Raw genomic sequence first — 22,548 nt, 5'->3', positions numbered from 1 at the left:
GGGGTTTCTTCTGTTGTGGCACGCAACGTATCACGCGGACTAGCCGCTTGCGGAGGGGTAAACAAAATTTCCATAAGGCGCCTATAACGCCCTTCGCTATTTTCGTGGGCGTGCGTCCAGATCATGACTGTCTGCCCCTCTTGCCCGATTGGTGCGATTCCTTTCCTCCTGATCTTGCATATGGGCCCCGGGGGGGCCTACCCTGGTCAGCACGTCCTTTAGGTGCCTCCGGGCCCTATCCGCTGGGGCGTACGCCCCTCCAGGGGCCCTAACTTCACCCCCTCCGGGGGGTGTTGCCCTGGAGGGGCCTACTCATGTCCTAGGGCCTGTCGTACTCATCCCAGGGGACCAGGGGGGCCGTGGCCCCCTTCCACTCCTTCACCCAGCGCCGTTCTTCGGCCCTCCGCATGCGCTTACGCCACCTCCGGCGGTCCCGTCCGCTCGACTCGTGGTCGTGCCCTGGGCAGCATGGATGGAAGGCTGTAAGGGTGCCTCTGGTCCTGGGGGACATAAGCATTCCGCCCCTTCGGGCCCTACCCGTTCTCATTACGAAAGTTCCTTATAGGCGAGTCTCATAATCTCAACCTCAAAATCCGGGCGTTTCGCGTATTCAATGTTTGCGTCCGTGGCTTCAATCAACCCCATTGCCGAATCCGTAAGGTATTCATTGCGGCCACTGAATTTTCTTATCACACCTTGGAGGAATTCCTTATATTCCTCGCACCCTGCTATGTAACTCTGCCTAATTTCTGCGGGGTTGACCATTTCGGCAATGTTCTGGCGCATAAGCGCTGCCCCATCAAAACCAGCATCAGGGTTAGCCTGTAGCTCCGCCATTTTTTGGCCGAGTACTCCCGTGTAGCGCATGAGTACATCCTGACGCTTCGGCAAAAAACGCTTAACGGCTATTGATGCATGCATCAGAAAATCACCTCTTCCTGGTTAGGCCGTATGAGGCTGTATTCCCAATCGGTTGAATTAGCCTTGTGGCGTTTGATAATGGGGTAGCCGAGTTCTCTTAGTTCCCGCACGCGGCGGGTGCCGTTATTCGCGCCCCCTTGGGGGGAACACAGTTCGGACGTTGACACCCATTCTTTTGAGCGCAAGAGCGCCAACACGCGCACCTGAGTTTTATTCATTGAAGACATCCCAATCTTCCCGGGGCACCTCGTCGTAAAACTCCCCCATCGGGCCACTGTTGCGCACAAATATGCGGAGGGAATTAGTATTCCAGCGGGTTTCGTAGGCGATAGCCATACGAACGGCCTTAAGGGTCCGGTGACCCTTCCAGCACTCCCGCCGCGTACCGTCGTGACTAATCCACATTTCCACAGCTACTCCTTAGCGTTGATGGCGAAAGCTACCCCGATAAGGCAACCTACGGTTATAGCAGCAACGATGAATACCATTAGTTAGCCTCCGTTGCGTAAGTCTCGTTGTTAGAGTCCTCCTCATGGAGTACGGTCGTTATAATTCCCGCCTTAATCGCCTTGACTAGGCAATCCATTGTCCCCCGACTACCTAGGCGCATAAAGGCCATGCATTCATCTGCGCCCTTCGCCACCATGGCCGTATTACGCTTAGGCCCCGCATTCTTGCCGTAGCCGCTCCAATACGCGGGCATAGGATCACTGGATACAGTGAACGGCCACTTACCGGCCTGTTCGCTAACCCACTCCTCCGCGTATTTATCCGCGCCCGTAGGGCAAGCACCATGACGAACGATCATTTCCGTCACCTCAGGATATAGGCGCCTCACTCCATAGGCTTGAGCCTTTAGGTTCATCCAAACCATGTTGCGGTCCTTAAGGTCACGCGACCCTGTAACCAAGACAACGTATCGACTCACCACAAACCCTCCGGTTCCATGTTTTCGTGTTTCGACGCTTTATCACGGTCAATGGCCATAATCGCACCCCGGAAACGGGCACCAATTTTGACCAGGACCACATTAGAAGCGTCCCCAAACCACATATCCATATGGGTCAACTGTTTTCCCGGGGTTTTCACCTTGCCGAACCGGCCCAAGAGGGCCGGATCAAACATTGCCACATTAGGCAAGAAAGGGTCCCGGTCTTCCAAACGCTCCAAGAGACCATCACACGCATCCCATAGAGCGTCGGGGGTTAGCACTCCGGCAGGAGTGGCGACGGGTTCGAAATTGCCCGTGTAATCTCGCCCTGAGGCGGGAACTCCCTCAAGTTGCGGAGCGAAATGGAGAGCATCACCGGGGTGATAATTGAAGACACCCCGCCCCTTACCGTCGGAGTCTTGGGGCGCGCGTGATTTGGGTAGGACATCTTTGCGTGCCGTGCTCTCGATTGCCTTTGCGGCATCCTGATTTATCCAAACCTCAACCGGCCTTATAGGGCCGGATTCCATTTCTGCCCAATCCTGCCCGACCGTATAGCAGTCAGTGGCAAGGAAAGTAACCCGTTTACGCTCGAAAGTGCACCTAACAAGCGGGGGGTTAGTACGTGCTGGAAGAAACGCTAGGGCGTTAAACAGCGCCCTAGCTATCTCCTCACTATCACCGGTAGCGGTAAAGCCGGTTACGCCTTGTGCCAAGACTCGTATTCCTCCCGAAGGTCCTGGGCACAACTCCGGAGGAGGTTTTCTACGTCCTCCGGCTTAGTGTCATCCGCGTCATTGAAGTCCGGGACGATTTCCCACCCGTTACGGCCTTCAAACTCGCACGCAAAGTAGTCTTGGAGGTATTCCCCGTAATACGTGTACTCAGAGGTAAGAGTCTTAGGAATAGTGACCTCCGTGCCAGTCTCGCGGATAAACTCCACGCCCAGGGCAACGCCCAGGGCCCCCAGGGCGCACACACAGCCATTCTCATCCACGTAATCGCCCTTAGCGTGTCCACGGGACTTAATCAGGTCCGCCGCACGCTCATACACATCAGGCAAAAGGTTAACGCCCATAACTAGAACCTCCTGTAATCAGCCTTGGTAAGCTTCCGGGCATTCTTGCCCTTAGGCGAATTAGCCCACTCGTAACCTTGCTTGGACTCCTCCATAGAGAACCAAACAGCAGCCCTAAAAGTGGCCTTACTAATGTCCTCAACCGTTTTGGCCTCATGGGCCACTTTTACGATAGCTCTAAGCGCAGAACGGTATTCCGGCATCCTGCGGTAAGGCGCAAGCGCAGTCTTAGCCTTACGTACTTCTACCTCACGTTCGAAACAAAGGTTAGCCATGATTCCCGCCCTAAAGGATTCTCCGCTGGGGTGTCACCCTCACTCCCGGTGACATGACCAACTATGCACACCCCTCGGGTGTGTGCGCAACCCTCAAACGTGTGACCTAGCTCATGCACACCCCCTAGGTGTGTCCATGTCAGACCATGAAAAAGGCCCTGGCCTAAACCAGGGCACAGAAAAGGCCCCGCTATCAATTCGGGGCCTTTTCCACTCTCCGAAAGGGTGGGTCCCTCCGGAGAATGCACGGACACTAGCGCACTAGGCCCCCTCGGGGCCAACAGGCAGGCCCAGGGCCTCCCTACACCCCGGACACGACGGCTCACCCTTCCCCATGGGGAACGTGAACACGGCCCCACAGAACGTCTCCCTAGCGGCCCTCAGGGCCGCATGAGAGCCTGCCTGGCCTTCAACCTCTACCCTCATCCACTCATCCATGAGGGGCACTCTAGCTAATCCACGCCAATGCGCCCGTAGCGCGGGCCTCCGCAATTAGACGATTATGGAGGGCCCTAAGACCCCCCTTACGGCTAAACGTCAAATCATTACGGCCATTAGTGGCCCTTTCAAGGCTAATAACAGCCTCCTTAATAGCAGCCCTACCCTGATCAGTCGCAGGGAAATAGACGCGGTAAACAACTGTCCCGGAATCCCGGTACATGGTCCCCTGGGCCATGACCGCACAGTAATCACACGTGCCCTCCGTAGGGCACTCGTGCAAGCCCCTAGCTATCGCTGGGTACTCCCTGGGAAGCCACACAACGCCCATACAAGCCTCTATCCGCTAGGTCCGTCAGGCCCCCTAAGGCCTGGCAAGGTGTGCACACCCTAGCATGCACACCCCCCTAGGGTGTGCGTGATCAGCATCACACCCCTTGGGGTGTTAACAATCTGAGTGAAGACAGTACTATATATAATGAGGAGGCTTTTAAGAGCCTCCTCTAGTAGGCCCCTAAGGGCCTACACTAAGAGACTACATACAGGGCCCCCTTAGGGGCCCTTACTTATGGGGGCCTCTAATAGGCCCCCTATACGGGCCCCCACCAAGATAGGGGGCCCTATGCCTAACAACATGTGTAGCCGGTGCAACCGGCTAATACCACTAAGCGCCACCCGATGTGGCGCATGCATTAATAACACGGGGCCTAAGCCCCGTGTATATAAAGCAAAGAACAGACATGCCAGAGGTTACACTAACCAATGGCTAAAGAACGTAAAGGCTGCAATAGCATTGCAGCCCTATTGCTCATTCTGTCTAACAAGAGGAGACAACAGTAATCCCCTAACAGGTGACCATCGAATACCGCGAAGCAAAGGAGGGACAAACAGTCCCTCCAACATTCGCGTCCTATGTCGACGCTGCAACAGTCGACGCGGTAACCGGGGATACTGAACACCCAACGAATAAACACCCCACCCCAGGGGGGTGTTTATGCATCATGCATAACCATGCAATGAATAACCATGCACTTATGCATAACCCCTAATGTCCGTTTTGAGGGGATAAGGGGGGTAAAAAGTTGGTTTAAGAAGTTAGGAACCCCCCCCGTAGTTCCCCCCCGTGAACGCGCGGGGAAAAAGACCAAAAGCTCACATCGTCCAAATCGGACATTAGAGACGCATGAATATTCATGCGTTTATGCACTCTGCATATCCATACTATTCCGCTGCATAGCGGTTTGAATGAATTAGTGAAGGAGGGTTAGGGGAGTTGGGTGGCACTAATAGCGGTCGGTTTCCTAAGCCTTCCGCACTAAAGGAGATTACCGGTAATCCCGGTAAGGGTGCGATTAATAATGAGCCGGTGCCTCCGGCTGGATTCCCCGACGCTCCGGAATGGCTTGACGACATTGCCCTTAGGGAATGGGAAAGGCTAATGCCTATCCTTGAAAAGATGGGTGTAATCACTATGGCAGACCGTAACGCGGTTGCGGCTTACTGCCAGTCTTACTCAATGTACGTTAAGGCCGTGGAGGACGTTAACCGGAACGGCTTTACCGTGGAGGGGCACCGTGGGGTTACGTCTAAGAATCCTGCCGTTCAGGTCCAGCGTGATTCGCTGGATCAGATGAACCGTTGGGGTGCCAAGCTGGGGTTGTCTCCCGTTGACCGTGTGCGCCTGTCTGTGGCCCCTACGGATGACGGGGACGCACCGGATGCAGATGTCCTCCGGCTGCTGTCTGGCGGGGCCTAGCCCCCCTCAGCACGGGCCCGTCGAGTAAGGCCCAGGGGGGCTAGGAGGCCCGACCGGTGGCCTACCGGCCGGACCATGTCCCGCCCAGTTGAACCCCGCGCGCTAGTGGGTCGGGCGTACTCCGTCCAGGGTGAGCGTGTACGGGCTAGCTAGGCCCGTAGGCCCCCTGGAGGGGGACGGGAGTCACCCTAGCGGTTCTAGGCCCTCCTAGGGGCCGTTCTAGCCGTTCTGACGTACTCCCGTAGGGGTAGTGACAAGCGGACTGCACACCCCCTACGGTGTGTGCATGATGTTCCGACGCGCAAGCCGCTACACGGTCATGCCAATGCCCAGGGGGCACGTGCTAACGGATGTGCTTAACCCCGCCCAGGGGCGGAGTTACGGCATTGTCGACGTGCTTTCCATGCACCATTTCCCGTCCAGCCGGGATCATTGGTGCCGGTTCCCGGAAAAGAAACACCCTATCGCTTTCCGCACGATGCAGGAGGCTACAAGATTCCTCACCCAGTGCAGGGAATACCGGAAGCTTAACGGCGGTCCTATCTTTCTCCTGCCCGCTGGGTTTTACTCCCCTAATCGTGAGACGCGCGAAAGGACGCGCGCCAATACGAGTATGTGGGATGAACTTTCCCCCAGGGAACATGAGATTGATTGGGCTAACGTCCGGATCGATCATCGGTAATCGATACGGCCACTGAAACCCCCCGGATGGCGAGAACGTGCCTCCAGGGGGTTTCGTCTTGTGGGGCCTCCTGTACGGCCCTGGAGGCGGCCCCTAGGGCCCTTACAGCCTCCCGTGTGGCCCCCGGGTAGCGGGTGAGGTATTCGAGCACAGCGGCTACAGCTTCCGCCCAGGTGTCTGCCCTCCGGGCAGCGTTTCCGATACGCACGATGTAAGCCATGCGGAGCATGGTACACGCAAGCCTTAGTAGCCCAATTGGCAGAGGCCCATGATTTAGGTCCATGGTGTTGAAGGTTCGAATCCTTTCTAAGGTACGCATGCAACGGCCTTTAGCTTAGCCAGGTTTAAGCGTTCCCCTGATAAGGGAAAGATCACCGGTTCAAATCCGGTAGGGCCAACCAATGACACGTAGCCTAATTGGTAGGGCAACCGGTTGTTACCCGGTTAGGTGTTGGTTCGAGTCCAACTGTGTCAGCCAAAAAGAAAGGGCCCCTTTCGGGGCCCGGTTCTCTTAGTCCTTAGAAGCCGTATTTATCGGCGCAGATGGGGCCAATGCCCCGTTCCTGGGAGTCCTTACGGTCAAGGGCCCGACCGCAGCAAAGGCACCACAGTTGGTCCAGGCCGTGAGCCGCGATTGTGCTCGTGTCCAGCCGGTGAGCCTCAGTCAGCTTGTAGATGATGCCCTTAGCGTACGTGTACTTACGGGTTTCCATGTCCAGCTTGTGGGCCGCAAACCGGCCGGTGCGCGGGTTGTCGACCACCTTGTAAATCTCGCCGTTAAGGCGGTACATCCCCCGGGCCTGAATGGCGGGGGCCGTTGCCGTGTAGGTGCGGGCCTCAGGTGCCTTAGGGGCCGGTACGGCAACCGGGATAACCGGGGCCGAAACCGTGTAACCGGCTCGTGCCGGGTAGCTTTCCAGCCGCTTAATGATCTTAGCGGCGAAGCTTCCCCCGGGGGGGAAACCGAACATGCCGTGACAAGCGTAGAACCGGGCCTCCCGCACGTTGTACCAAGCGGGAAGTACGCGGGAGTCCAGGAGTTCCAAGATCCGTGCGCCAGTCGCGTTCATTGTCTAACCCTTCGCCGTGGCAGGGGCCCTAATCCCTGCCGCTGACTCAATTAAAGCACACCCCCAGGGTGTGTGCAACTAACCCAGCGCGGAGCGCTGGGTTAGTTGGTTAGGGGTTAGCGATCACATACACACCCCCTGGAAGGAGGATCACCCGTTGGCTTACCCACTGGCCCCGCACGGCCCGACTAACCCTGATCCTCATTGGTGGCGGTATGACCCTAAGCGTGCCGATCGTTCGATAGCGTTCGTTGAAAAGCTTCTAGTTCACACTAAGGGCCGCACGGCCCGGCACCCGTTCATTCTGTCCGACTGGCAAAAGGACGGAATCTTTAAGCCTCTGTTCGGAACGGTTCGTTACGATGATCAGTTTCAGGAGTGGACGCGTCAATACCGCATGGCCTGGATTGAGCTAGGCCGCAAGAACGGTAAGAGTGAGATAGCTTCCGCTATCGCCCTCCTAGGTTTGGTTGGCGACGACGAAGAGTCAGCAGAGGTTTACTCCGTTGCTGCGGACCGCGACCAGGCTGCACTAGTTTTCAATACGGCTAAACGAATGGTCGAGCTATCTCCCATTCTGTCTAAGCGGCTAGAGATTGTGGACAGCCGTAAGCGCATTATTGACCGGAAGACTAACAGCATTTATGCAGTTCTTCCCGGTGACGCTGCGGGCGCACTGGGCACTAACCCTTCCCTAGTCCTCATGGATGAGGTTCTGACCCAGCGGGACAGGCACCTATTCGACGCCATGAGGCAGGGTTTCGGTACCCGTAAACAGCCGCTCATGGTGTGCATTACTACAGCCGCTTATACGTCTGCGCGTTTCGCGCTGGAAGAACACGAGTTTAGCGAACGGGTTGAAAAGGATCAGTCGCTTGACCCTTCCCGGTTTGTCTATCTCCGCAACCTTCCAAAGGATGCGGATTGGGCTATTGAGGGATCCCCCGGGGATCCCGCTAAGGGCATTAAGCCAACGGGATGGTATTGGGCTAACCCCGCATTGGGTGACTTCCTGAACATCAATACCCTTAGGGATGAGTTCCGGGACGCTAAGGAAAAGCCCTCCGCTGAAAACGCGTTCCGCGTGTTCCGTCTTAACCAGTGGGTCGCTCAGGCGACACGCTGGATTGGTATGGACGCGTGGAGGGCTACAGCGGGTGATCCGGTAGACCGTGAACGGCTTAAGGGCCGCCCGTGCTTTGCAGGCCTGGACCTAGCGTCTACGGCTGACTTTACCGCATGGGTTTTGCTTTTCCCCGGTTCGATGGATGACCCTTCGGCACCTGGGTTTACTGTCCTCCCCCGTTTCTGGGTTCCGCGCGCAAGTATTGAGCGGCGGCCCGAAATGCGGGATGAGTTTGACGCTTGGGAGCGTCAAGGCTATTTGACTGTAACCGACGGAGAGACTGTCGATTACGAACGTATCTATGCCGACATTAACAAGGATGCCGAAGAGTTCAACATTAGGCACCTGGGTTATGACCCATGGAATTCACTTCAGATTGTGCAACGTCTGGAAGATGGTGGCCTTTCTGTTGTGAAGGTTCCGCAGTCTGCTACACGGCTTAATGAGCCGTGCAAAATGCTTGAGTCCCAAATCGCCGAAAGGACGCTACGGCACGGGGATAATCCCGTGTTGTCTTGGATGGCAAACAACGTGGAACTTGAGTTTAAGGCTGACGGCCTTATGAAACCGAAGCGCGCTAAGGACGCCGAAAAAATCGACGGCATCGCGGCAACGCTTAACGCGTTGGCGGTTTCACTTGTGCCTAATGAACTAGAACCTGATGTGGAATTTATTTCCTTTAACGGTGAAGATTCCGCCCCAAAGGCTAGTGATGGGCCGGATGGACTTGACGACTTTCTCGCACAGTGGCGGGGTATTGGAAAGGATGAGGAATGGTAAAGCGGTTCCCCGCCATTCGGCCGTATGCGGCCCTACAGGGTGCGGGAGTGTTTCTGTTGTCGATAGCCGGTTTCACGGTTGATGTGGGCCTAGGTTTCGGCATTGCTGGAGGCCTAACCCTTCTAGCCGGTATAGCGGCTGAAAGGGGTAAGTAATGGGCCTAGGTAATCTGTTTGAGCGCCGTAGCGCTATCAACGTTGGCGATACGCCAACATGGGAGGATCCGGCCTTTTGGGCATCTAAGGGCAAGTTTACTTTTTCAGGTAAGCGTGTCAGTAATCAGGATGCCCTAACGTTTCCGGCCGTTCTCTATTGTGTTTCCCTTATCGCGGATTCGGTGGCGGCCCTACCGGTTGATACCTACATTGCGGGTAAGCAAAACAAGCAAGTGAATAATCCTAAGTGGCTGGATCAGCCGAACCCTTTTATGACGCGGTTTGATTTCTGGCATCGGATTATGACAAGTCTGTTGATGGACGGTAATGCGTTCATCTATACCCAGCGGGATGACTCCGGTTCGGTCGTTGCCCTCTATCCGCTTGACCCTAGGGTTGTTCACATTGAGCCGGTTAATGATGGTCGGGAAGTCAAGTTCATTGTTAACGGTGAGCCTTTCGACCGCAGTGTAATCCTGTGGATTCCAGCGTTTACGGTTCCGGGCCAGGCAAGGGGCCTTAGCCCCTTGGAGAATGCACGGCAGGCTGTAGGTTTGGGCCTAACGGCCGAAGAGTTCGGGGCCCGTTTCTTCGGGCAGGGTACGGCTATGACTGGAATTATCCAGCATCCGGGTAACCCTTCCCGTGATCAGGCTCTCATGCTGCGGGAAATGTTTCGTAAGCAGCATTCCGGTATCAATAATTCTCACAGTCTGGGAATTCTTACCGGTGGCGCTACGTGGCAGAACATCACTATCACTCCGGAACAGTCACAGTTTTTGGATACGCGCCGTTTCCAGAAAACGGAAATTGCGCTGATTTACCGGGTACCGGCTAACCAGGTTGATCCCACGGTTACTAGTTCGTGGGGATCCGGTGTTGAGGAGCAGAACCGATGGTTTATTGACCAGACACTTAGCCCATGGCTTATCCGGATCGAGCAGTCTATTTCTACGTACCTCCTCCCCGGTAACCGCTATATCAAGTTCAATCTTGATGCGCGGTTGCGCGCTAAGACGAGCGAACGCTATCAGGCCTATGCGACGGGTATTCAGTACGGCTTTATCAATGCGGACCGCATTGCAGAGCTGGAGGACTGGGAACCGTTGCCGGACGGTTTGGGAGAAACGTATTACCGCCCGGCGAACCTGACTCCGGTCACGGAGGAAACGGTAAAGCCTGTCCCTGTCCCGGCCCCCTTGGTGCCGGACGCTAACGCTAACGACCCGAATTCTAATTCGGGCAATGATGACCCGAATAATGGAAAGGGGGTTGACGGAAATCAAGGACCAGGAAACGCGAACGACTAACGGCACGTTTGAGGTTCGCAGTAATGAGGACGGTTCGGTAACCATGGTTGGTTACGCGGCTAAGTTTAATACTCGGTCCCAGGATCTAGGCGGTTTTGTTGAGACTATCGCCCCGGGTGCGTTTACCCGTTCTCTCGAAGAGGGAGCGGACGTTAAGGCTCTGTTTAACCATGATCCGAATATTGTTCTGGGCCGTTCTACGGCCGGAACGCTCCGGCTATCTCAGGATGGTATTGGCCTCCGCTATGAGGTGGACCTACCGAACACTACGGCCGGTAGGGACCTAGCTATTTCCCTAGAGCGTGGAGACATTAACCAATCGTCTTTCGCGTTCCGCGCGATTGATCAGGATTGGTCATTTGATGCGGATGGAAGGGACCTAAGGACGCTTAAGGATCTAGAACTTAGGGACGTGTCCCCGGTCACTTATCCGGCTTACCTGGATACCGATTCTGGTATTGCCCAGCGTTCACTAAATGCTGCGCGTGAAGCGCGCACACCTAAGCCAAACCTACGGGCTATGGAAATTGAGGGCATGGCCCTTAGCAATGCCCTTGAAACAATCGAGATTGGAGACTAATAGATGTCTTTTGTAAATCTGGCCCGTAAGTCGCTAGAGGCCCGTGGCCGACTTTTTGAGGAATACAAGAGTGTTCTTGACGACACTAAGATTACCGACGCTGATAAGCGTGAGCGTCTAGAGCGGCTGGACGCCGCTATTGAGGCTAAGACGGAGGAGGTTCGAGACTTCACCGCTAAGGCCGAGGCGGAGGCGGAGGCTCGTAACCTTGACGGGAAGCTGGGTAAGCTTTTCGTTCCGGGTACCCAGGAGGAGGGCCGCGAGGCCCCGGGAATGGACGCGCGGTCCCTTCTGCTAGCCGTTGCTAACGGTGAGATCCGTGAGGGCCTTATTACTCCGGATATGGAGATGCGGGCCCCGGGCGGTAACGTCCAGGCCGCTGCGGGTAAGGTGTCGGATGCGGCCTTTGCTGGTAACACTACTTCCGTCCAGTTTATCGCCCAGGTGCAGGAGGTTATGCGGGAACACTCTCCGTTCCTTAACCTGGTTTCCACCTTCACCACTTCCCACGGTGAGACTATCCGTTACCCGGTTAAGAATGCGTGGATGTCCCCGACTACCGATGTGACGATTCTGCCCGAGGGTGAAAAGTACACGTTCGGTAAGGGCGGTTTCACCACTAAGGATCTAACCGTCGCTAAGTACGGCACGGGTGTTCAGCTTTCCGCTGAGCTGCTAACGGACTCTGAGGTTGATATTGCGGCTATTGCTGCGGACGATGCGGGCCAGGCCCTTTCGGACCGTATTACCGCTGACATGCTGGCAAAGCTTCAGGTCGCGGTCCCGGTTGGTAAGAAGGTTGTTATGGTCGGTGCTGCGGCTACGACTAAGGTTTCGTATGACAACCTTATTGATGTTCAGCACAACCTTCGGACCGGTTACCGCCGGAATGCGGCATGGATGTTTGGTGACCTCCAGCTAGCGGAACTCCGTAAGATTAAGGATACGGCCGGTAATCCGATTTGGAACCCGTCCTATCAGGTTGGTGCCCCGGATACTCTCCTGGGTAAGCCGTACGTTACCGACGCTACGATTACCGCTAAGGCTACCGGTGCCGGTGGCACCATTAACACTGACCTTATTTGGTACGGTGACTTCAGTAAGTTTAAGCTTCGGCAGGTTAAGGGAATTACCGTTTCCCGTTCTGACGAGTACGCGTGGGATTCCGACATGGTTTCCTGGAAGCTTACGTGGCGTGGTGGCGGTGACCTGATGGACCTAGAGTCTGTCGCTGCCCTCCGCACTGCTGCGGCCTAATAGCTAAGGGCCCTCCCCACCTACTCCGGGGAGGGCCCTTTTAAACCCTGAAAGGAGAGTCATTTGCGTATCCGACTTTCGGGACAGCTAATCGGCATTGTTGGCGGTAAGTGGAATCCTGGTCCCGGAGAAATTCTAGACGTTACCGAGGGAATCGGTAATCGGCATATTGAGCTAGGCAATGCGGTTGCCTATGCAGAGGTTGAGTCCGCCCAGGAGGGCGGGGAACCGGTAGAGGTCAACCGGCCTACACCTAAGCGGGGGCGGCCCCGCAAGTGAGTAAGTATCTAAGTAAGTAAAGGGGGTCCGCGCACGTGCGCCTAAGGCTGGGGAGGGCAGTCAGTCTCTCCGTAGATTTTGCAGATGATGAGGATTCCGGTTCCGCCGTGAACGTGCGCCTAAAGGTCTTCCAGGGCCGTTCTGCGGCCCCTACAGGTGATGACCCAGTGGCAGACATCCCCGCTACCGGGGAGGGCCCTCTATGGGCCGCTACGTACTCCCCTACAGCGTTGGGGGAGTACACGGGCTACTGGGTGCATGACTCCGGCTATCGCCGATTCGTGTTTGAGGTTACGGACTCCCCCATTGTGTCCGTTAAGGAAATTCGCGCTTTTGAGGAAGTGCTAGCCAATAGCGGCCGTTTCCCAACGGGCCTAATTGTTTCCGCCCGTGATGCGGTTGAAGAAGAATTCGAAATGATTACGGGCCGCTCTTTTGTACTAAGGGCTCGAACCGTTTCGGAAATGGACGCGGTTTACGTGGAGGACGTACAGCAGTCCGTATGCAATGAGGATGAGAGCATTACCGTTACGTACGGTATTTCGCCCCCTCCGGCAGACGTGAAGCGTGCAGCCCTCCTAAGGGTTAGGGATTTGCTGGTTTCGGTGAATTCCGGCATCCCCGACCGTGCCGTTTCTTTCCAGGTTAACGACATGGGTACTTACCAACTTGCCACAGCGGGCCGTGCCGGTTTTGAAACCGGCCTCCCTGAGGTTGACGCCATTCTAGAGCGTTACAAGGTTGGGGGGTGGCTTCTTTAGTGTCTAATGCGCTAGCCGTTAAGCGTGCCCTAATGGCACGCATTAAGGCCATTCCGGAGATTGCTAACTATCATGTCACCTGGTCCATTCCTAAGCAGACTGAAAAGAAATGGGTCATGGTTGGCAAGGTGGATTGGATGTCCTCCGCCTGGAAGACAAACAGGCAGGTTGAAACTGACTACAGTGTTCACTTTGTGATTACCGTTGACATTCCGGCCGCTACAGCGGAGGACGTTGAAACGGCGGCCCTGGAGGTTGCCGAACATTGCCGTAAGGCGGTCGAGAGTGAACCCTCATTGGGTGGGGTTGTCATTAGCTCCGTCATGGCCCCGGAGCGTCTTGTTTCCTGGCCTACTCCGGAGGGTTTTGAAGCACAGTGGGAAGGGGCGTTCGAGATTAAGGCCCGAGAGAACCGCTAAACGCCCGCGTGAGGGCCTAACAGAGAAAGGAGGTGTCCGCGTATGCGTGTCACCTATAGAGGCCCTTTCAGGGCCGTTGACGTGCCTTCGCTAGGCCTCACGGTAGCGGAGGGCGAAACCGTGGAGGTTCCCAACGCGATTGGCGCAGACCTTATTACCCGTGGGGATTGGGCGGAGGCCCGAACGACTACTAAGAAGAGTGAGGGCTAATGGCTAGCGTATTTGATTCTTATGTGGGTGCCGTTGATGAGGTGACCTACAGTACGGCCGTTCCTGTTACACGGTTTTTTGAACTGTCTAAGGAATCCATTTCCGGTAAGTATGAGCGTGTCGAGTCTGCGGCTATGCAGACTGGTCAGCGTGTTATGCGCGCGGACCGTTTCGCACCTAACCCTAAGGGTGCGGATGGCACCCTAGAGCTAGAAGTTTTGGATAAGGGTTTTGCGTTTTGGCTTAAGCACATGCTAGGCAATGTGGCTAAGGGCACTGCTGACCCTGATGGTTTCAGCGTGTTTACTGGCACGATTGCGGACCTAGCCGGTAAGTCGACGACTGTTGAGGTTGGCCGCGTAGACGCGTCCGGTGCCCTTTCCCAGTTTGTTTACACTGGCGGTAAGGTTTCCTCTTGGGAAATCTCGAACCAGGTTGATGGTGTTCTGAACCTTAACGTGGATATGGTTTTCGCTAAGGAAACTGTTCGTGTCGGTACTCCGGTTACTCCCACGTATCCCAGTGCCTCGCACCTGTTTACTTACCTGGGTGGCACGTTCACGTTGGACGGTACGACTGTTGCCGTTAGCGATGTGACCATTAAGGGTGACAACGGTCTTAAGGATGACCGTTGGGCTATCGGTGTCGGTAGGCGTGAGCCTCGGGAGGAAAAGTCCCGTGATATCGAGTTTGAGCTAAAGGGCGATTTTGACAGTATGACCGCCTACAACAAGGTTGTAGCGGCTACCGCCACTGGCAATATGGGCAACCTTGTTCTTACCTGGGCGGGTGTTCCGCTGGATGGTCAGCCTACTAAGTTCCCTACGATTACCGTCACTATTCCTAATGCGCGGTTTGATGAGGCTACGCCTCAGGCGGAGGCCGGTAAGCTTCCGGATATCACCATTAGCGGCAAGGCTCTTAACCTTACCGGGAATGACGCAATCACTATCGCTTACAAGTCGCAGGATACGGCTATCTAACTATGGCTCGTGCGGCTAGAGGGCCCCGACGTGGTTCGGGGCCCCGTGGCGGTTGGGGCCGCACTGGGACGGGCTTTAGGCCCCAAGGGTTTGAAGAGTTTCAGGCGGCCCTACGGGAAGTTACTGACGAATTGCCCGCACTGGTTTCTCGCACTGATATGGAAATCGGCGAGCAGATCATTAAGCGCGCTAAGCGGCGCGCTGATCAGTTGGGCGGGGTTGCCCCTAAGGCAATGCAGTCTGCCCGTGTGGAACGCAAGTATGGCAACGTCAAGGTTAAGTACGGCGGCCCGCAATGGCCGTATGCAATGGGTGCGGAATTTGGTTCCCACTATTACGGACAGTTCATGTCGTACCGTCGTTCCGGCTATTTCTTTTTCCAGGCTAAATACGAGGTAGAGAACCGTGATGCGGCGCGAACGTATTACGAAGCTTTTTCCCGGGCAGTGCAACAAGCATTCCCGGACTAATCAGAAACGGAGTAGGAATCGTGAAGGTTGTTTTTGATCCTAAGAGTCTGACGCTTGGCGACATGTTCCTTTTCAAGGATAAGACTGGCGTTAGTGTGCAGGATGCTTTTACGGCACGCGTTAAGCGTGACCCTGATACGGGGGAAATCCTTAAGGACGCTAAGGGGCGTCCGCTTAAGAGCACGGATATGGATCCTGGGCATCTTATCGCCCTTGTGTGGCTTTTGAAGCGTAAGGAAAACCCGGAGTTCGCTTACGAGGATGCATTCAATATTCCTGCGGTGGAACTTGAGGTGGAGTCCCCGGAGGAGGACCCAAAAGGCTAGACATCCTTAAGGGGTATGCGTCCTTTTGTCGATTCTATCGAATTTCGTACGAGGAACTAATGCGTATGCCCTTGGATGTTTTCAACGCTTTTGAGGGGCACCGGCAGGAGGTTATAGGGAGGGCCTAAAGCGTGTCGAGTAATAACCAAAATCTATCAGTTACCGTTACTAGTGAAGTTGCGGATGCGCTTAACGGCCTTAATCAGGTTGGTGAAGGTGCCGGGGATGCGGCCCGAAATATTGCGGATGCTGCGGGTGAAGCCACCCAGCAAATGACCCGGGATATTTCTGGACGTCTACGGGACGCACAAGGCCGTTTCGCTGCTGCCGGTGCTGAGACTGGCGAAGCGGGCGGAGCTGCTATCGAGACAGGCACTCAGGGCCGCCTAGCGGGCTTGGGGGCCGTTCTAGCGGGTATCGCTGCGGCTGCCGGTGCTCTGTTCGTAGGGGCCCTCACAGAGGCCATGGAGCAGGAACGCATAGTCGATAAGCTTCAGGCCCAATTGGGCACTACGGAGGAGGCCGCTAAGGAGGCCGGTGAATCGGCCGGACACCTTTACGCCAATGCGGTTTCTGACACGTTTGAAGAGGCCGCAAACGCTATTAAGTCCACCATGCAATCGGGGATTCTTCCGCCCGACGCATCCCAGGAACAACTAGAAGAGATAGCGACTAAGGCCCAGGATGTTGCGAAGGTTTTTGATCAGGACCTAGGCGGGGTTACTAATGCTGTAGCCCAGCTAATGAGGACTGGTCTAGCTAAGGATGCCGACGAAGCATTTGATGTCATTACGCGGGGTTTCCAGACTGGAGCCAACAAGGCGGATGACTTCCTAGACACAATCAATGAGTATTCCACTCAGTTTAGGAATATGGGCATTGATGCCAAGACCGCTACGGGCATCCTGTCCCAGGGCCTCCAGGCCGGTGCGCGTGATGCGGACGTTGTGGCTGACACCATTAAGGAATTTTCTATTGGTGCGGTTGCAGGTGCCGACAGTATCCGGGCCGGTTATGACCGGCTAGGCATTGACGCCGATAAGATGTTTAAGGCTTTCGGTAAGGGCGGTAAGGAATCCGCTAAGGCTTTCGACGATACGTTGGATGCCCTCCGGAATGTTGAGGATCCGGTTAAGCGAAACTCTATCGCTATCGACCTATTTGGCACTAAGGCTGAAGATATGGGCGAGGCTCTTTACGCCCTTGACCCTTCTAAGGCTGTAGGTACTTTGGGCACCGTTGGTGGTGCCGCTAAAACAATGGGTGACACCATTAGGGATAACGCGACGACTCGTGTGAACCAGTTTAAGCGCAAGCTTGAGGAAACTTTTGTTCACGCTATCGGCAATTATGTGATTCCTGGAATCACCCGGTTCGTTAATTACGTTAACTCTAATTTGGGTCCCGCTGTGCGGTCGAGTACCCGCCAAATCGGGGACATGTTCTCTAAGGCTAAGAGCGGTCAAGGCTCTTTTGCCCCTCTAGCCTCCGGTGCCCGTAACGCTATGAGCGGTGTTAAGGGCGCGCTGGGTGGCGCAGTCAACGTGGTGCGTACCCAGTTCCTTCCCTGGTTTAAGGATCAGCTACCGAAGATTAAGCCGGTTGTTCAGCAGGTGGCCCGAACTTTCGGGGCCGCTATGCAAACTATTGGCGACATCATTAAGCGTGTTACCGCTATCGCTAAGTTTATGTGGGAGCGTTTTGGTGGCGTCCTAAAGTCAATCATTAAGGGCGCGGTAGATGCCGTACTGGCAATCATTAAGGGCCTTTTCCGTACCGTTGAGGGTATCTTCCAGGTGTTCTCTGGAATCCTTACGGGTGACTGGCGGAAGATTTGGGAGGGCCTAAAGAACATTGTAGGCGGCCTAAAGGACGCCATTGTTGGCGCCGCTAAGGGCGTATTCTCCGGTGTCACTAATGCCGCTAAGGCACTCATTAGCGGAATGGCTAGCATCGGTAAGGATATCGTTTACGGTCTAGTAAACGGCATTACCTCCCTGGGTGGCTATGTTGCTTCGGCCGTGAAGAATTTCGTAACCCAGCACATCCCTAACAAGATTAAGGATGTCCTAGGCATTGCGTCACCTTCAAAGGTTACCAAGGAACTAGGTAAGTGGGTCGGCCAAGGTCTAATCGTCGGTATGACCGGCACAGCGGCTAAGGTTGCGTCGACCGCTAAGAAGCTATCGGAATCTATCGCTAAGGCCATTAAGGGCAGTACGGGCAAGACTAAGACTGCTCTACGAAAGTTGAGTGACCTAGTCGCTAAGGATAACAAGCGGCTTTTGAGTTTCGCTAAGCAGCGTGACAAGATTATGGGTCAGATTAAAAAGGCGGAGGAAAAGCTAAAGGACCTTCGGTCATCGAAAAAGGATTACGCTGCCAGTATTCGAGACAACATCATTGGCTCGTCTGGTTTCCTGTCCAACGATGATGGGTCGGTCGTTTCCGCTGGAAGCATTCTGCAAAAGCTTAAGGATGCTGCGGTTAAGGCCCGAATCTTTGCCGAGAATCTAGCGAAGCTTAAGGCTAAGGGTATTTCGTCTGCCCTCATTGATCAGATTGCGCAACAGGGCGTAGAGGGTGGTGCGGAAGCTGCGGCGGCCCTAGCGTCTTCTACTCCCGCCCAGGTGGCGGCTATCAATGATCAGCAAAAGGCCCTAGCTAGCGCTGCCACTAAGGCAGGTTCAACCGCGTCTAAGGCTATGTACGATTCCGGCATAGCTGCTGCGGAGGGCCTAATCAAGGGCCTGAAGAAAAAGAAGCGAACCATTGAAAAGGTGATGCTAGACATTGCTAAGTCTATGGTTGGCGCTATTAAAAAGGCTCTTGGTATCAAGTCCCCTAGTCGAGTTATGGCTCAAATAGCTAACTGGACTGCGGACGGTCTTACCCGTCAGCTAGAGCGCCGTATTGTTGACGTTGAAAAGATAGCGGAAAAGCTGGGTAACGCTATTGCGGAACGGGCCTGGAAGGCCGCTAGGGATATGGCGACTGAGGTGAAAAACTTTCAGCACGCTACCCAGGTTGCTAACCAGACTGGTTCGGATGCCGCTTACGTAACCCGTAAGGAGGCTATCCGGCCGAGTGTTATCAACGTTCACGTTGCCGGGCATGTCACGACGGAACGTGACCTAGCAAAGGTTATCGCTGGAAATGTTCGTGACGAGATTATCCGTATCGGTAAGAGGAATGGAGGCAGGAACGGGCTATAGCCTCTGGGGTAGGTATGTAAGTAAGTATCTATCCCAGGGGCGGCCCGCCCCTAAATGTTATGGCAAATAGTGTGAGACTTTCCTTTAACGCTGCGGTTGCTTTCCAATCGGAGATTAGCGATACCCCAAACTTTTCCGATGTGACCCCCTGGGTTAAGGCCTTCAATACGTCTAGGGGTCGTTCTTTTGAGCTAGACCAGTTTGAGACTGGCACGCTTTCAATGTCGCTGGATAACAGCGACGGACGCTTTACCCCTAGCCGCGTTAACTCGGCAGGGTTTGAACTGTATCCGGCTAACGTTGCCACGCCCTCCGCTACGGCCCCTTTCGGTGCCGCTAACGGTGTTACCCTTTCCCTTTTCACTCTGCCCGCTACGGGCAAGAGCACGCTTAAGGTTACGGTTCCGGGAACCGTAGGCAGCGGTCAAAGCCTCATTCTCATGCCCATGACTGCCGTTGTCCCTAACACGCGCATGGTGTCCACCTACGTTTTCCGTAAGTTTTCTGCTGCGGATGCGACGGTTAACGTCCGCGCGGACCTGGACTTTTATACGGCTAGTCAGACTCTTATCCGGTCCCCCGGTGGGTACCGGAATACGACCATTAGCAGTGACACGACGAACACGAGTCTTACTGTCACGTGTGAGGTTCCCGCTAACGCGTATTTCGCTAGGGTTCGTATCGTTAATCGCACCCCTAATACGGCTACCAACTTTCTTATCGAATCCTGCCAGTTCAACAATGATGACCCTTACGTGATTTTCGGTACGGGTTTTGATAGCGGCTACACGAGCATGGTTAGGCCCAACCGGCGGGTAAAGGTTCATTCCCTCATGGGCGGGAACATTCTCCCCCGCTGGATTGCCTCCCCCGTCATCGGGGAAGAGGCTCACGCCCCCAACAACCGCGTCCACAAGGTCCAGGGGCCCGGAGGGGAACAGTGGTGGACTCATTCCTATGAGACTGCGGCTAGCCCTCCTGCGGCCGATACAGGCACTACAGCGTTCCGCTTCAAACTGAACAAGGCTATAGCGAACACGGTTACCGGCATTCAGGTTGGCAGTGTTGGTGTCTACACTCAGGCCCCCGTGTATTCGGGCCACATTTACCGGGTACGGTTTTGGGCTAGGTCTGCTATTGGCACGCCTCCGGCTGGACACTTCCGGCTGGACCTATTCGACCGAGGCAATAACGATCAATTGTGGGCTAGCTCAAACTTTACCCACACCCTTACCGGAACCTGGTTCCGGTTTGATCAAACGTTTATCGTTCCCGCAGACTGCATTAACGGTGATCTCCGTATCAGCATGCATTTTGGTGACACTGTTCTTTCACAGAACGTGGCAGCGGATTACGCGTTTGAGCTAATGGGAATGCAGATCCAAGACATTTCCACTGACACTAACCCCGTGGATTATGCCTACGGTGATGGTGCGGAACCGGTGTTTAACGGGTATGCGGAAAAGTGGTCATCGTCCAACTATTCCCCCTACGGTAATCAGGAAATGGAACTATCCGCCTCGGATGATTTCCGCATTTTCTCCGATACCACATTCCCTAACCCTGTCAAGGCAGGCTATTTGGTTGACGAGAACCTAGTCACCTATATGCCGTTCGATGATCCGGCAGGAAGCAGTAAGGCCCTTGACGGCCGTAACTCCACCCTAGGTGGCGGTGACATCCTGGAATCCACGGATGGGGAAGGCACCATTACGTTTGGTGTAGCCGGTTTTGTTGGCGGCGAAGCGGACGGCACATGCGTACAGTTCAGCGCTAATGCCGATCCTGCCGCAGGATCCTGGTTTAAGGCCTCCGGGGAACCGGAAGTGGTTACAGATCCTTCCTGGAAGAGTCTAAGGCTACTGCCGGATACCGGCTTTCAGTTGTCTTTCTGGTTTAAGGTTCCGGCCGCTGACAGGCCCCCTAACGGTTCACACTATGGGGTGTTCGCTGCCTCCCGACTATCCGATGGGGCAAGTACCCATTTGGTGTCGTGTTTTGGTGACGCTAACGGTGACTACATTTTCACCCGCTGGGGCGCTATCTCTAGCGGCTTTCTAGTCAACCGGCCCAGAGGCTCCCTGTACGACGGTAACCCTCACTTTGTTGTCATTAACGGTGCCGCTAAGGCTGATCCCACTACAGGGGGCAGGTCTATTAGCGTCTACATTGATGGCACTTTAGTTGGTTCTAGCACTACCCCTGCGGGTAGTGTCGCCGTTCCAAATAACCATTACGTTGGCGGTTCGCATGCCACGGATCTAGCGCTAGCGCGTTGGCAATTCGTTGGCTTCCTTTCGCACGTGTCCCTGTCTGCGAGTAACACGCTAAGTGTTACCGATAGGTGGAATGCGAAAGCTTGGGAAAAGTCCCCGTCAAAGACGGGTGGCGCTGTGATTGGTTATATTGCCCGCTGTGTTAACCCTTCCCGTTACGCCAACTATGATGGCGACGGGGGTGTTACCGGCTTCAATATTCTTCCCGCAGCATTCAGCAATGTGTCTGCCCTAAGCGTCCTCCAGGACGTTGCCAGGGACCTACGCGGCTTTATGTACGCTAACCGTGACGGGCGGATTACATGGTATAACCGCACGACTGTTGCAGCCCTTTTGAATGCTACTCCTAAGGTTGGCAATAGTGCCGTTCTGGATTTCTCCCAGGGTGAGGGCCCCGAACCTGGTTGGTCCTATGAAACTGAGATTTCAAGGATTTACAACTATGTGGAGGGTACGCACGTAAACACGGGTAACGTTTACACGAATATTGACACCGAATCTATTACGAGGTTCGGCCGTAGGCCGTACACGTTTGAGAGTAGGTTGTCTAACCCCGTTAACGTCGAAACTCAGGTTGATGAATTGCTGGGCAATGAGGACGGTTATCACCGGCCTAGGGTTCAGCTAAGTGACATTACGTGGAATCTTGCGGCTAACTGGAATGTTGCTGCGAAGATTCTCCGCCTGGACCTATTGGGAATTGCGACCCTAAGCAATCTCCCCGACTATGCCCCGTGGAAAACGGTTTACCTACAGGTGGAGAAAATCCAGCATCAGGTAAGCGTGTCCGGGGGCACGTGCGAATGGAATACAACTGTGTCAGTTTTCAATGTTGGTACTCCGGTTAACCATGACTGGGTTAAGCCGGTTAGGGGTTAATGAGGGAGAGATGAGTTATGGATTATGCGGGCCTAGCGTTGGGTGTTTGTGGTGCCCTAGTCGGTATAGGTTCTGCATTTGTCAGACTTAGGTCTGAAACAGATTCGGAATCCGCACGCCTCTGGAAGGAAAATGCGGAGGCGGAAAAGACTAGGGCCGATCGGCTAGAGGCCACTGTGCGGGATCTAACCGCACGTGTGGAACGGCTGGAGGCAGAAAACGGCATGCTGCGATCCCTGGTCACTGGAGAACGGGCTATCGCTGATCTGTCGAGTCTGGTCACTACACAGCATGCGGAAGTGATGGGGGCCCTACGGGGCCCCGGTGGCTCTGTGCGCGCCCCGGAGCTGCGGGCCGGTACATAGACGCTC

18 protein-coding genes and 3 tRNA genes are annotated in these 22,548 nt (G+C 55.0%); 16 read left to right on the top strand and 5 right to left on the bottom strand.

Annotated features, from left to right (window positions below; translation table 11 throughout):
• Nucleotides 1-546 precede the first annotated feature (546 nt).
• The 4 genes from DN051_RS45215 to DN051_RS32405 form a co-directional block, all read right to left on the bottom strand.
• On the bottom strand, nucleotides 547-867 hold the full coding sequence (locus DN051_RS45215) for a hypothetical protein (protein WP_162625011.1): 321 nt from the start codon (nucleotides 865-867) through the stop codon (nucleotides 547-549).
• A gap of 541 nt (nucleotides 868-1,408) precedes the next feature.
• Nucleotides 1,409-1,786 carry a hypothetical protein gene (locus DN051_RS47870; protein WP_425471796.1) on the bottom strand — a complete coding sequence of 126 codons (378 nt, stop codon included), beginning with the start codon at nucleotides 1,784-1,786 and terminating at the stop codon, nucleotides 1,409-1,411.
• A 59-nt stretch (nucleotides 1,787-1,845) separates the two neighbouring features.
• A complete protein-coding gene (locus DN051_RS45210; protein WP_162625009.1) occupies nucleotides 1,846-2,091 on the bottom strand; it encodes a hypothetical protein in 246 nt (81 codons plus the stop codon).
• A 461-nt stretch (nucleotides 2,092-2,552) separates the two neighbouring features.
• Complete coding sequence (locus tag DN051_RS32405) at nucleotides 2,553-2,930, bottom strand: DUF6197 family protein (protein WP_112440229.1); 378 nt, start codon at nucleotides 2,928-2,930, stop codon at nucleotides 2,553-2,555.
• Between the two features lie 1,281 nt (nucleotides 2,931-4,211).
• Between DN051_RS32405 and DN051_RS32400 the strand changes: the two genes are divergently transcribed.
• The 5 genes from DN051_RS32400 to DN051_RS32380 all read left to right on the top strand — a co-directional run bounded on the left by DN051_RS32400 (nucleotide 4,212) and on the right by DN051_RS32380 (nucleotide 6,559).
• Nucleotides 4,212-4,598 carry an HNH endonuclease signature motif containing protein gene (locus DN051_RS32400; protein WP_342781487.1) on the top strand — a complete coding sequence of 129 codons (387 nt, stop codon included), beginning with the start codon at nucleotides 4,212-4,214 and terminating at the stop codon, nucleotides 4,596-4,598.
• Between the two features lie 483 nt (nucleotides 4,599-5,081).
• The gene (locus DN051_RS47865; RefSeq protein WP_425471795.1) at nucleotides 5,082-5,399 is read left to right on the top strand and encodes a phage terminase small subunit P27 family; all 318 of its coding nucleotides are present in this window, start codon (nucleotides 5,082-5,084) and stop codon (nucleotides 5,397-5,399) included.
• Between the two features lie 922 nt (nucleotides 5,400-6,321).
• Nucleotides 6,322-6,395 (top strand) — tRNA-Leu (locus DN051_RS32390).
• Between the two features lie 9 nt (nucleotides 6,396-6,404).
• Nucleotides 6,405-6,482 (top strand) — tRNA-Ile (locus DN051_RS32385).
• Between the two features lies 1 nt (nucleotide 6,483).
• Nucleotides 6,484-6,559 (top strand) — tRNA-Asn (locus tag DN051_RS32380).
• Between the two features lie 40 nt (nucleotides 6,560-6,599).
• On the opposite strand, the gene DN051_RS32375 is transcribed toward DN051_RS32380, so the two are convergent.
• Nucleotides 6,600-7,052, bottom strand: a complete 453-nt coding sequence (locus tag DN051_RS32375) for a DUF6011 domain-containing protein (protein WP_162625007.1) — start codon at nucleotides 7,050-7,052, stop codon at nucleotides 6,600-6,602.
• 256 nt (nucleotides 7,053-7,308) lie between these two features.
• Between DN051_RS32375 and DN051_RS32370 the strand changes: the two genes are divergently transcribed.
• The 11 genes from DN051_RS32370 (at nucleotide 7,309) to DN051_RS45180 (ending at nucleotide 22,177) form a co-directional block, all read left to right on the top strand.
• Nucleotides 7,309-9,057, top strand: a complete 1,749-nt coding sequence (locus DN051_RS32370) for a terminase large subunit (RefSeq protein ID WP_199314729.1) — start codon at nucleotides 7,309-7,311, stop codon at nucleotides 9,055-9,057.
• Between the two features lie 154 nt (nucleotides 9,058-9,211).
• Nucleotides 9,212-10,522, top strand: coding sequence for a phage portal protein (locus DN051_RS32365; protein WP_112440221.1), 1,311 nt, complete (start codon nucleotides 9,212-9,214; stop codon nucleotides 10,520-10,522).
• Nucleotides 10,458-11,102 carry an HK97 family phage prohead protease gene (locus DN051_RS47860; protein ID WP_425471685.1) on the top strand — a complete coding sequence of 215 codons (645 nt, stop codon included), beginning with the start codon at nucleotides 10,458-10,460 and terminating at the stop codon, nucleotides 11,100-11,102. Before DN051_RS32365 ends, DN051_RS47860 begins: the two co-directional genes overlap by 65 nt.
• Nucleotides 11,103-11,105: 3 nt before the next feature.
• On the top strand, nucleotides 11,106-12,359 hold the full coding sequence (locus DN051_RS32355) for a phage major capsid protein (protein WP_112440217.1): 1,254 nt from the start codon (nucleotides 11,106-11,108) through the stop codon (nucleotides 12,357-12,359).
• 446 nt (nucleotides 12,360-12,805) lie between these two features.
• Nucleotides 12,806-13,399 (top strand): hypothetical protein, encoded by a 594-nt coding sequence (locus tag DN051_RS45205; protein ID WP_162625006.1) that lies wholly within the window; start codon nucleotides 12,806-12,808, stop codon nucleotides 13,397-13,399.
• Between the two features lie 32 nt (nucleotides 13,400-13,431).
• Entirely contained in the window at nucleotides 13,432-13,818 is a 387-nt protein-coding gene (locus DN051_RS45200) for a hypothetical protein (RefSeq protein WP_162625005.1), read from the top strand.
• Nucleotides 13,819-14,027: 209 nt separating this feature from the next.
• On the top strand, nucleotides 14,028-15,011 hold the full coding sequence (locus DN051_RS45195; RefSeq protein WP_162625004.1) for a phage tail tube protein: 984 nt from the start codon (nucleotides 14,028-14,030) through the stop codon (nucleotides 15,009-15,011).
• A 158-nt stretch (nucleotides 15,012-15,169) separates the two neighbouring features.
• Nucleotides 15,170-15,481: a hypothetical protein gene (locus DN051_RS45190; RefSeq protein ID WP_162625003.1), complete on the top strand. Its 312-nt coding sequence runs from the start codon at nucleotides 15,170-15,172 to the stop codon at nucleotides 15,479-15,481.
• Nucleotides 15,482-15,501: 20 nt separating this feature from the next.
• Nucleotides 15,502-15,807 carry a hypothetical protein gene (locus DN051_RS45185; protein ID WP_162625002.1) on the top strand — a complete coding sequence of 102 codons (306 nt, stop codon included), beginning with the start codon at nucleotides 15,502-15,504 and terminating at the stop codon, nucleotides 15,805-15,807.
• A gap of 131 nt (nucleotides 15,808-15,938) precedes the next feature.
• A complete protein-coding gene (locus DN051_RS32350) occupies nucleotides 15,939-19,022 on the top strand; it encodes a phage tail tape measure protein (RefSeq protein WP_162625001.1) in 3,084 nt (1,027 codons plus the stop codon).
• 446 nt (nucleotides 19,023-19,468) lie between these two features.
• Nucleotides 19,469-22,177: a LamG domain-containing protein gene (locus DN051_RS45180; RefSeq protein WP_162625000.1), complete on the top strand. Its 2,709-nt coding sequence runs from the start codon at nucleotides 19,469-19,471 to the stop codon at nucleotides 22,175-22,177.
• Nucleotides 22,178-22,548 lie beyond the last annotated feature (371 nt).

The sequence above is a fragment of the Streptomyces cadmiisoli genome (genome assembly GCF_003261055.1).
Classification (GTDB): domain Bacteria; phylum Actinomycetota; class Actinomycetes; order Streptomycetales; family Streptomycetaceae; genus Streptomyces; species Streptomyces cadmiisoli.
Note: the sequence above shows the minus strand (reverse complement) of the source record. Positions and strands in the feature narration are given on the sequence as shown.

What these genes read in the sequence shown, in the direction of transcription:
- DN051_RS32375 (WP_162625007.1), bottom strand. Translation starts at nt 7,052, where the DNA reads ATGTTCGGTTTCCCCCCCGGGGGAAGCTTCGCCGCTAAGATCATTAAG.
- DN051_RS45180 (WP_162625000.1), top strand. Translation starts at nt 19,469, where the DNA reads ATGACTGCCGTTGTCCCTAACACGCGCATGGTGTCCACCTACGTTTTC.
- DN051_RS45200 (WP_162625005.1), top strand. Translation starts at nt 13,432, where the DNA reads ATGGCACGCATTAAGGCCATTCCGGAGATTGCTAACTATCATGTCACC.
- DN051_RS45190 (WP_162625003.1), top strand. Translation starts at nt 15,170, where the DNA reads ATGGAAATCGGCGAGCAGATCATTAAGCGCGCTAAGCGGCGCGCTGAT.
- DN051_RS32400 (WP_342781487.1), top strand. Translation starts at nt 4,212, where the DNA reads ATGGGGGCCTCTAATAGGCCCCCTATACGGGCCCCCACCAAGATAGGG.
- DN051_RS32355 (WP_112440217.1), top strand. Translation starts at nt 11,106, where the DNA reads ATGTCTTTTGTAAATCTGGCCCGTAAGTCGCTAGAGGCCCGTGGCCGA.
- DN051_RS32365 (WP_112440221.1), top strand. Translation starts at nt 9,212, where the DNA reads ATGGGCCTAGGTAATCTGTTTGAGCGCCGTAGCGCTATCAACGTTGGC.
- DN051_RS45195 (WP_162625004.1), top strand. Translation starts at nt 14,028, where the DNA reads ATGGCTAGCGTATTTGATTCTTATGTGGGTGCCGTTGATGAGGTGACC.
- DN051_RS47860 (WP_425471685.1), top strand. Translation starts at nt 10,458, where the DNA reads ATGATGACCCGAATAATGGAAAGGGGGTTGACGGAAATCAAGGACCAG.
- DN051_RS32405 (WP_112440229.1), bottom strand. Translation starts at nt 2,930, where the DNA reads ATGGGCGTTAACCTTTTGCCTGATGTGTATGAGCGTGCGGCGGACCTG.
- DN051_RS47870 (WP_425471796.1), bottom strand. Translation starts at nt 1,786, where the DNA reads ATGAACCTAAAGGCTCAAGCCTATGGAGTGAGGCGCCTATATCCTGAG.
- DN051_RS47865 (WP_425471795.1), top strand. Translation starts at nt 5,082, where the DNA reads ATGCCTATCCTTGAAAAGATGGGTGTAATCACTATGGCAGACCGTAAC.
- DN051_RS45215 (WP_162625011.1), bottom strand. Translation starts at nt 867, where the DNA reads ATGCGCTACACGGGAGTACTCGGCCAAAAAATGGCGGAGCTACAGGCT.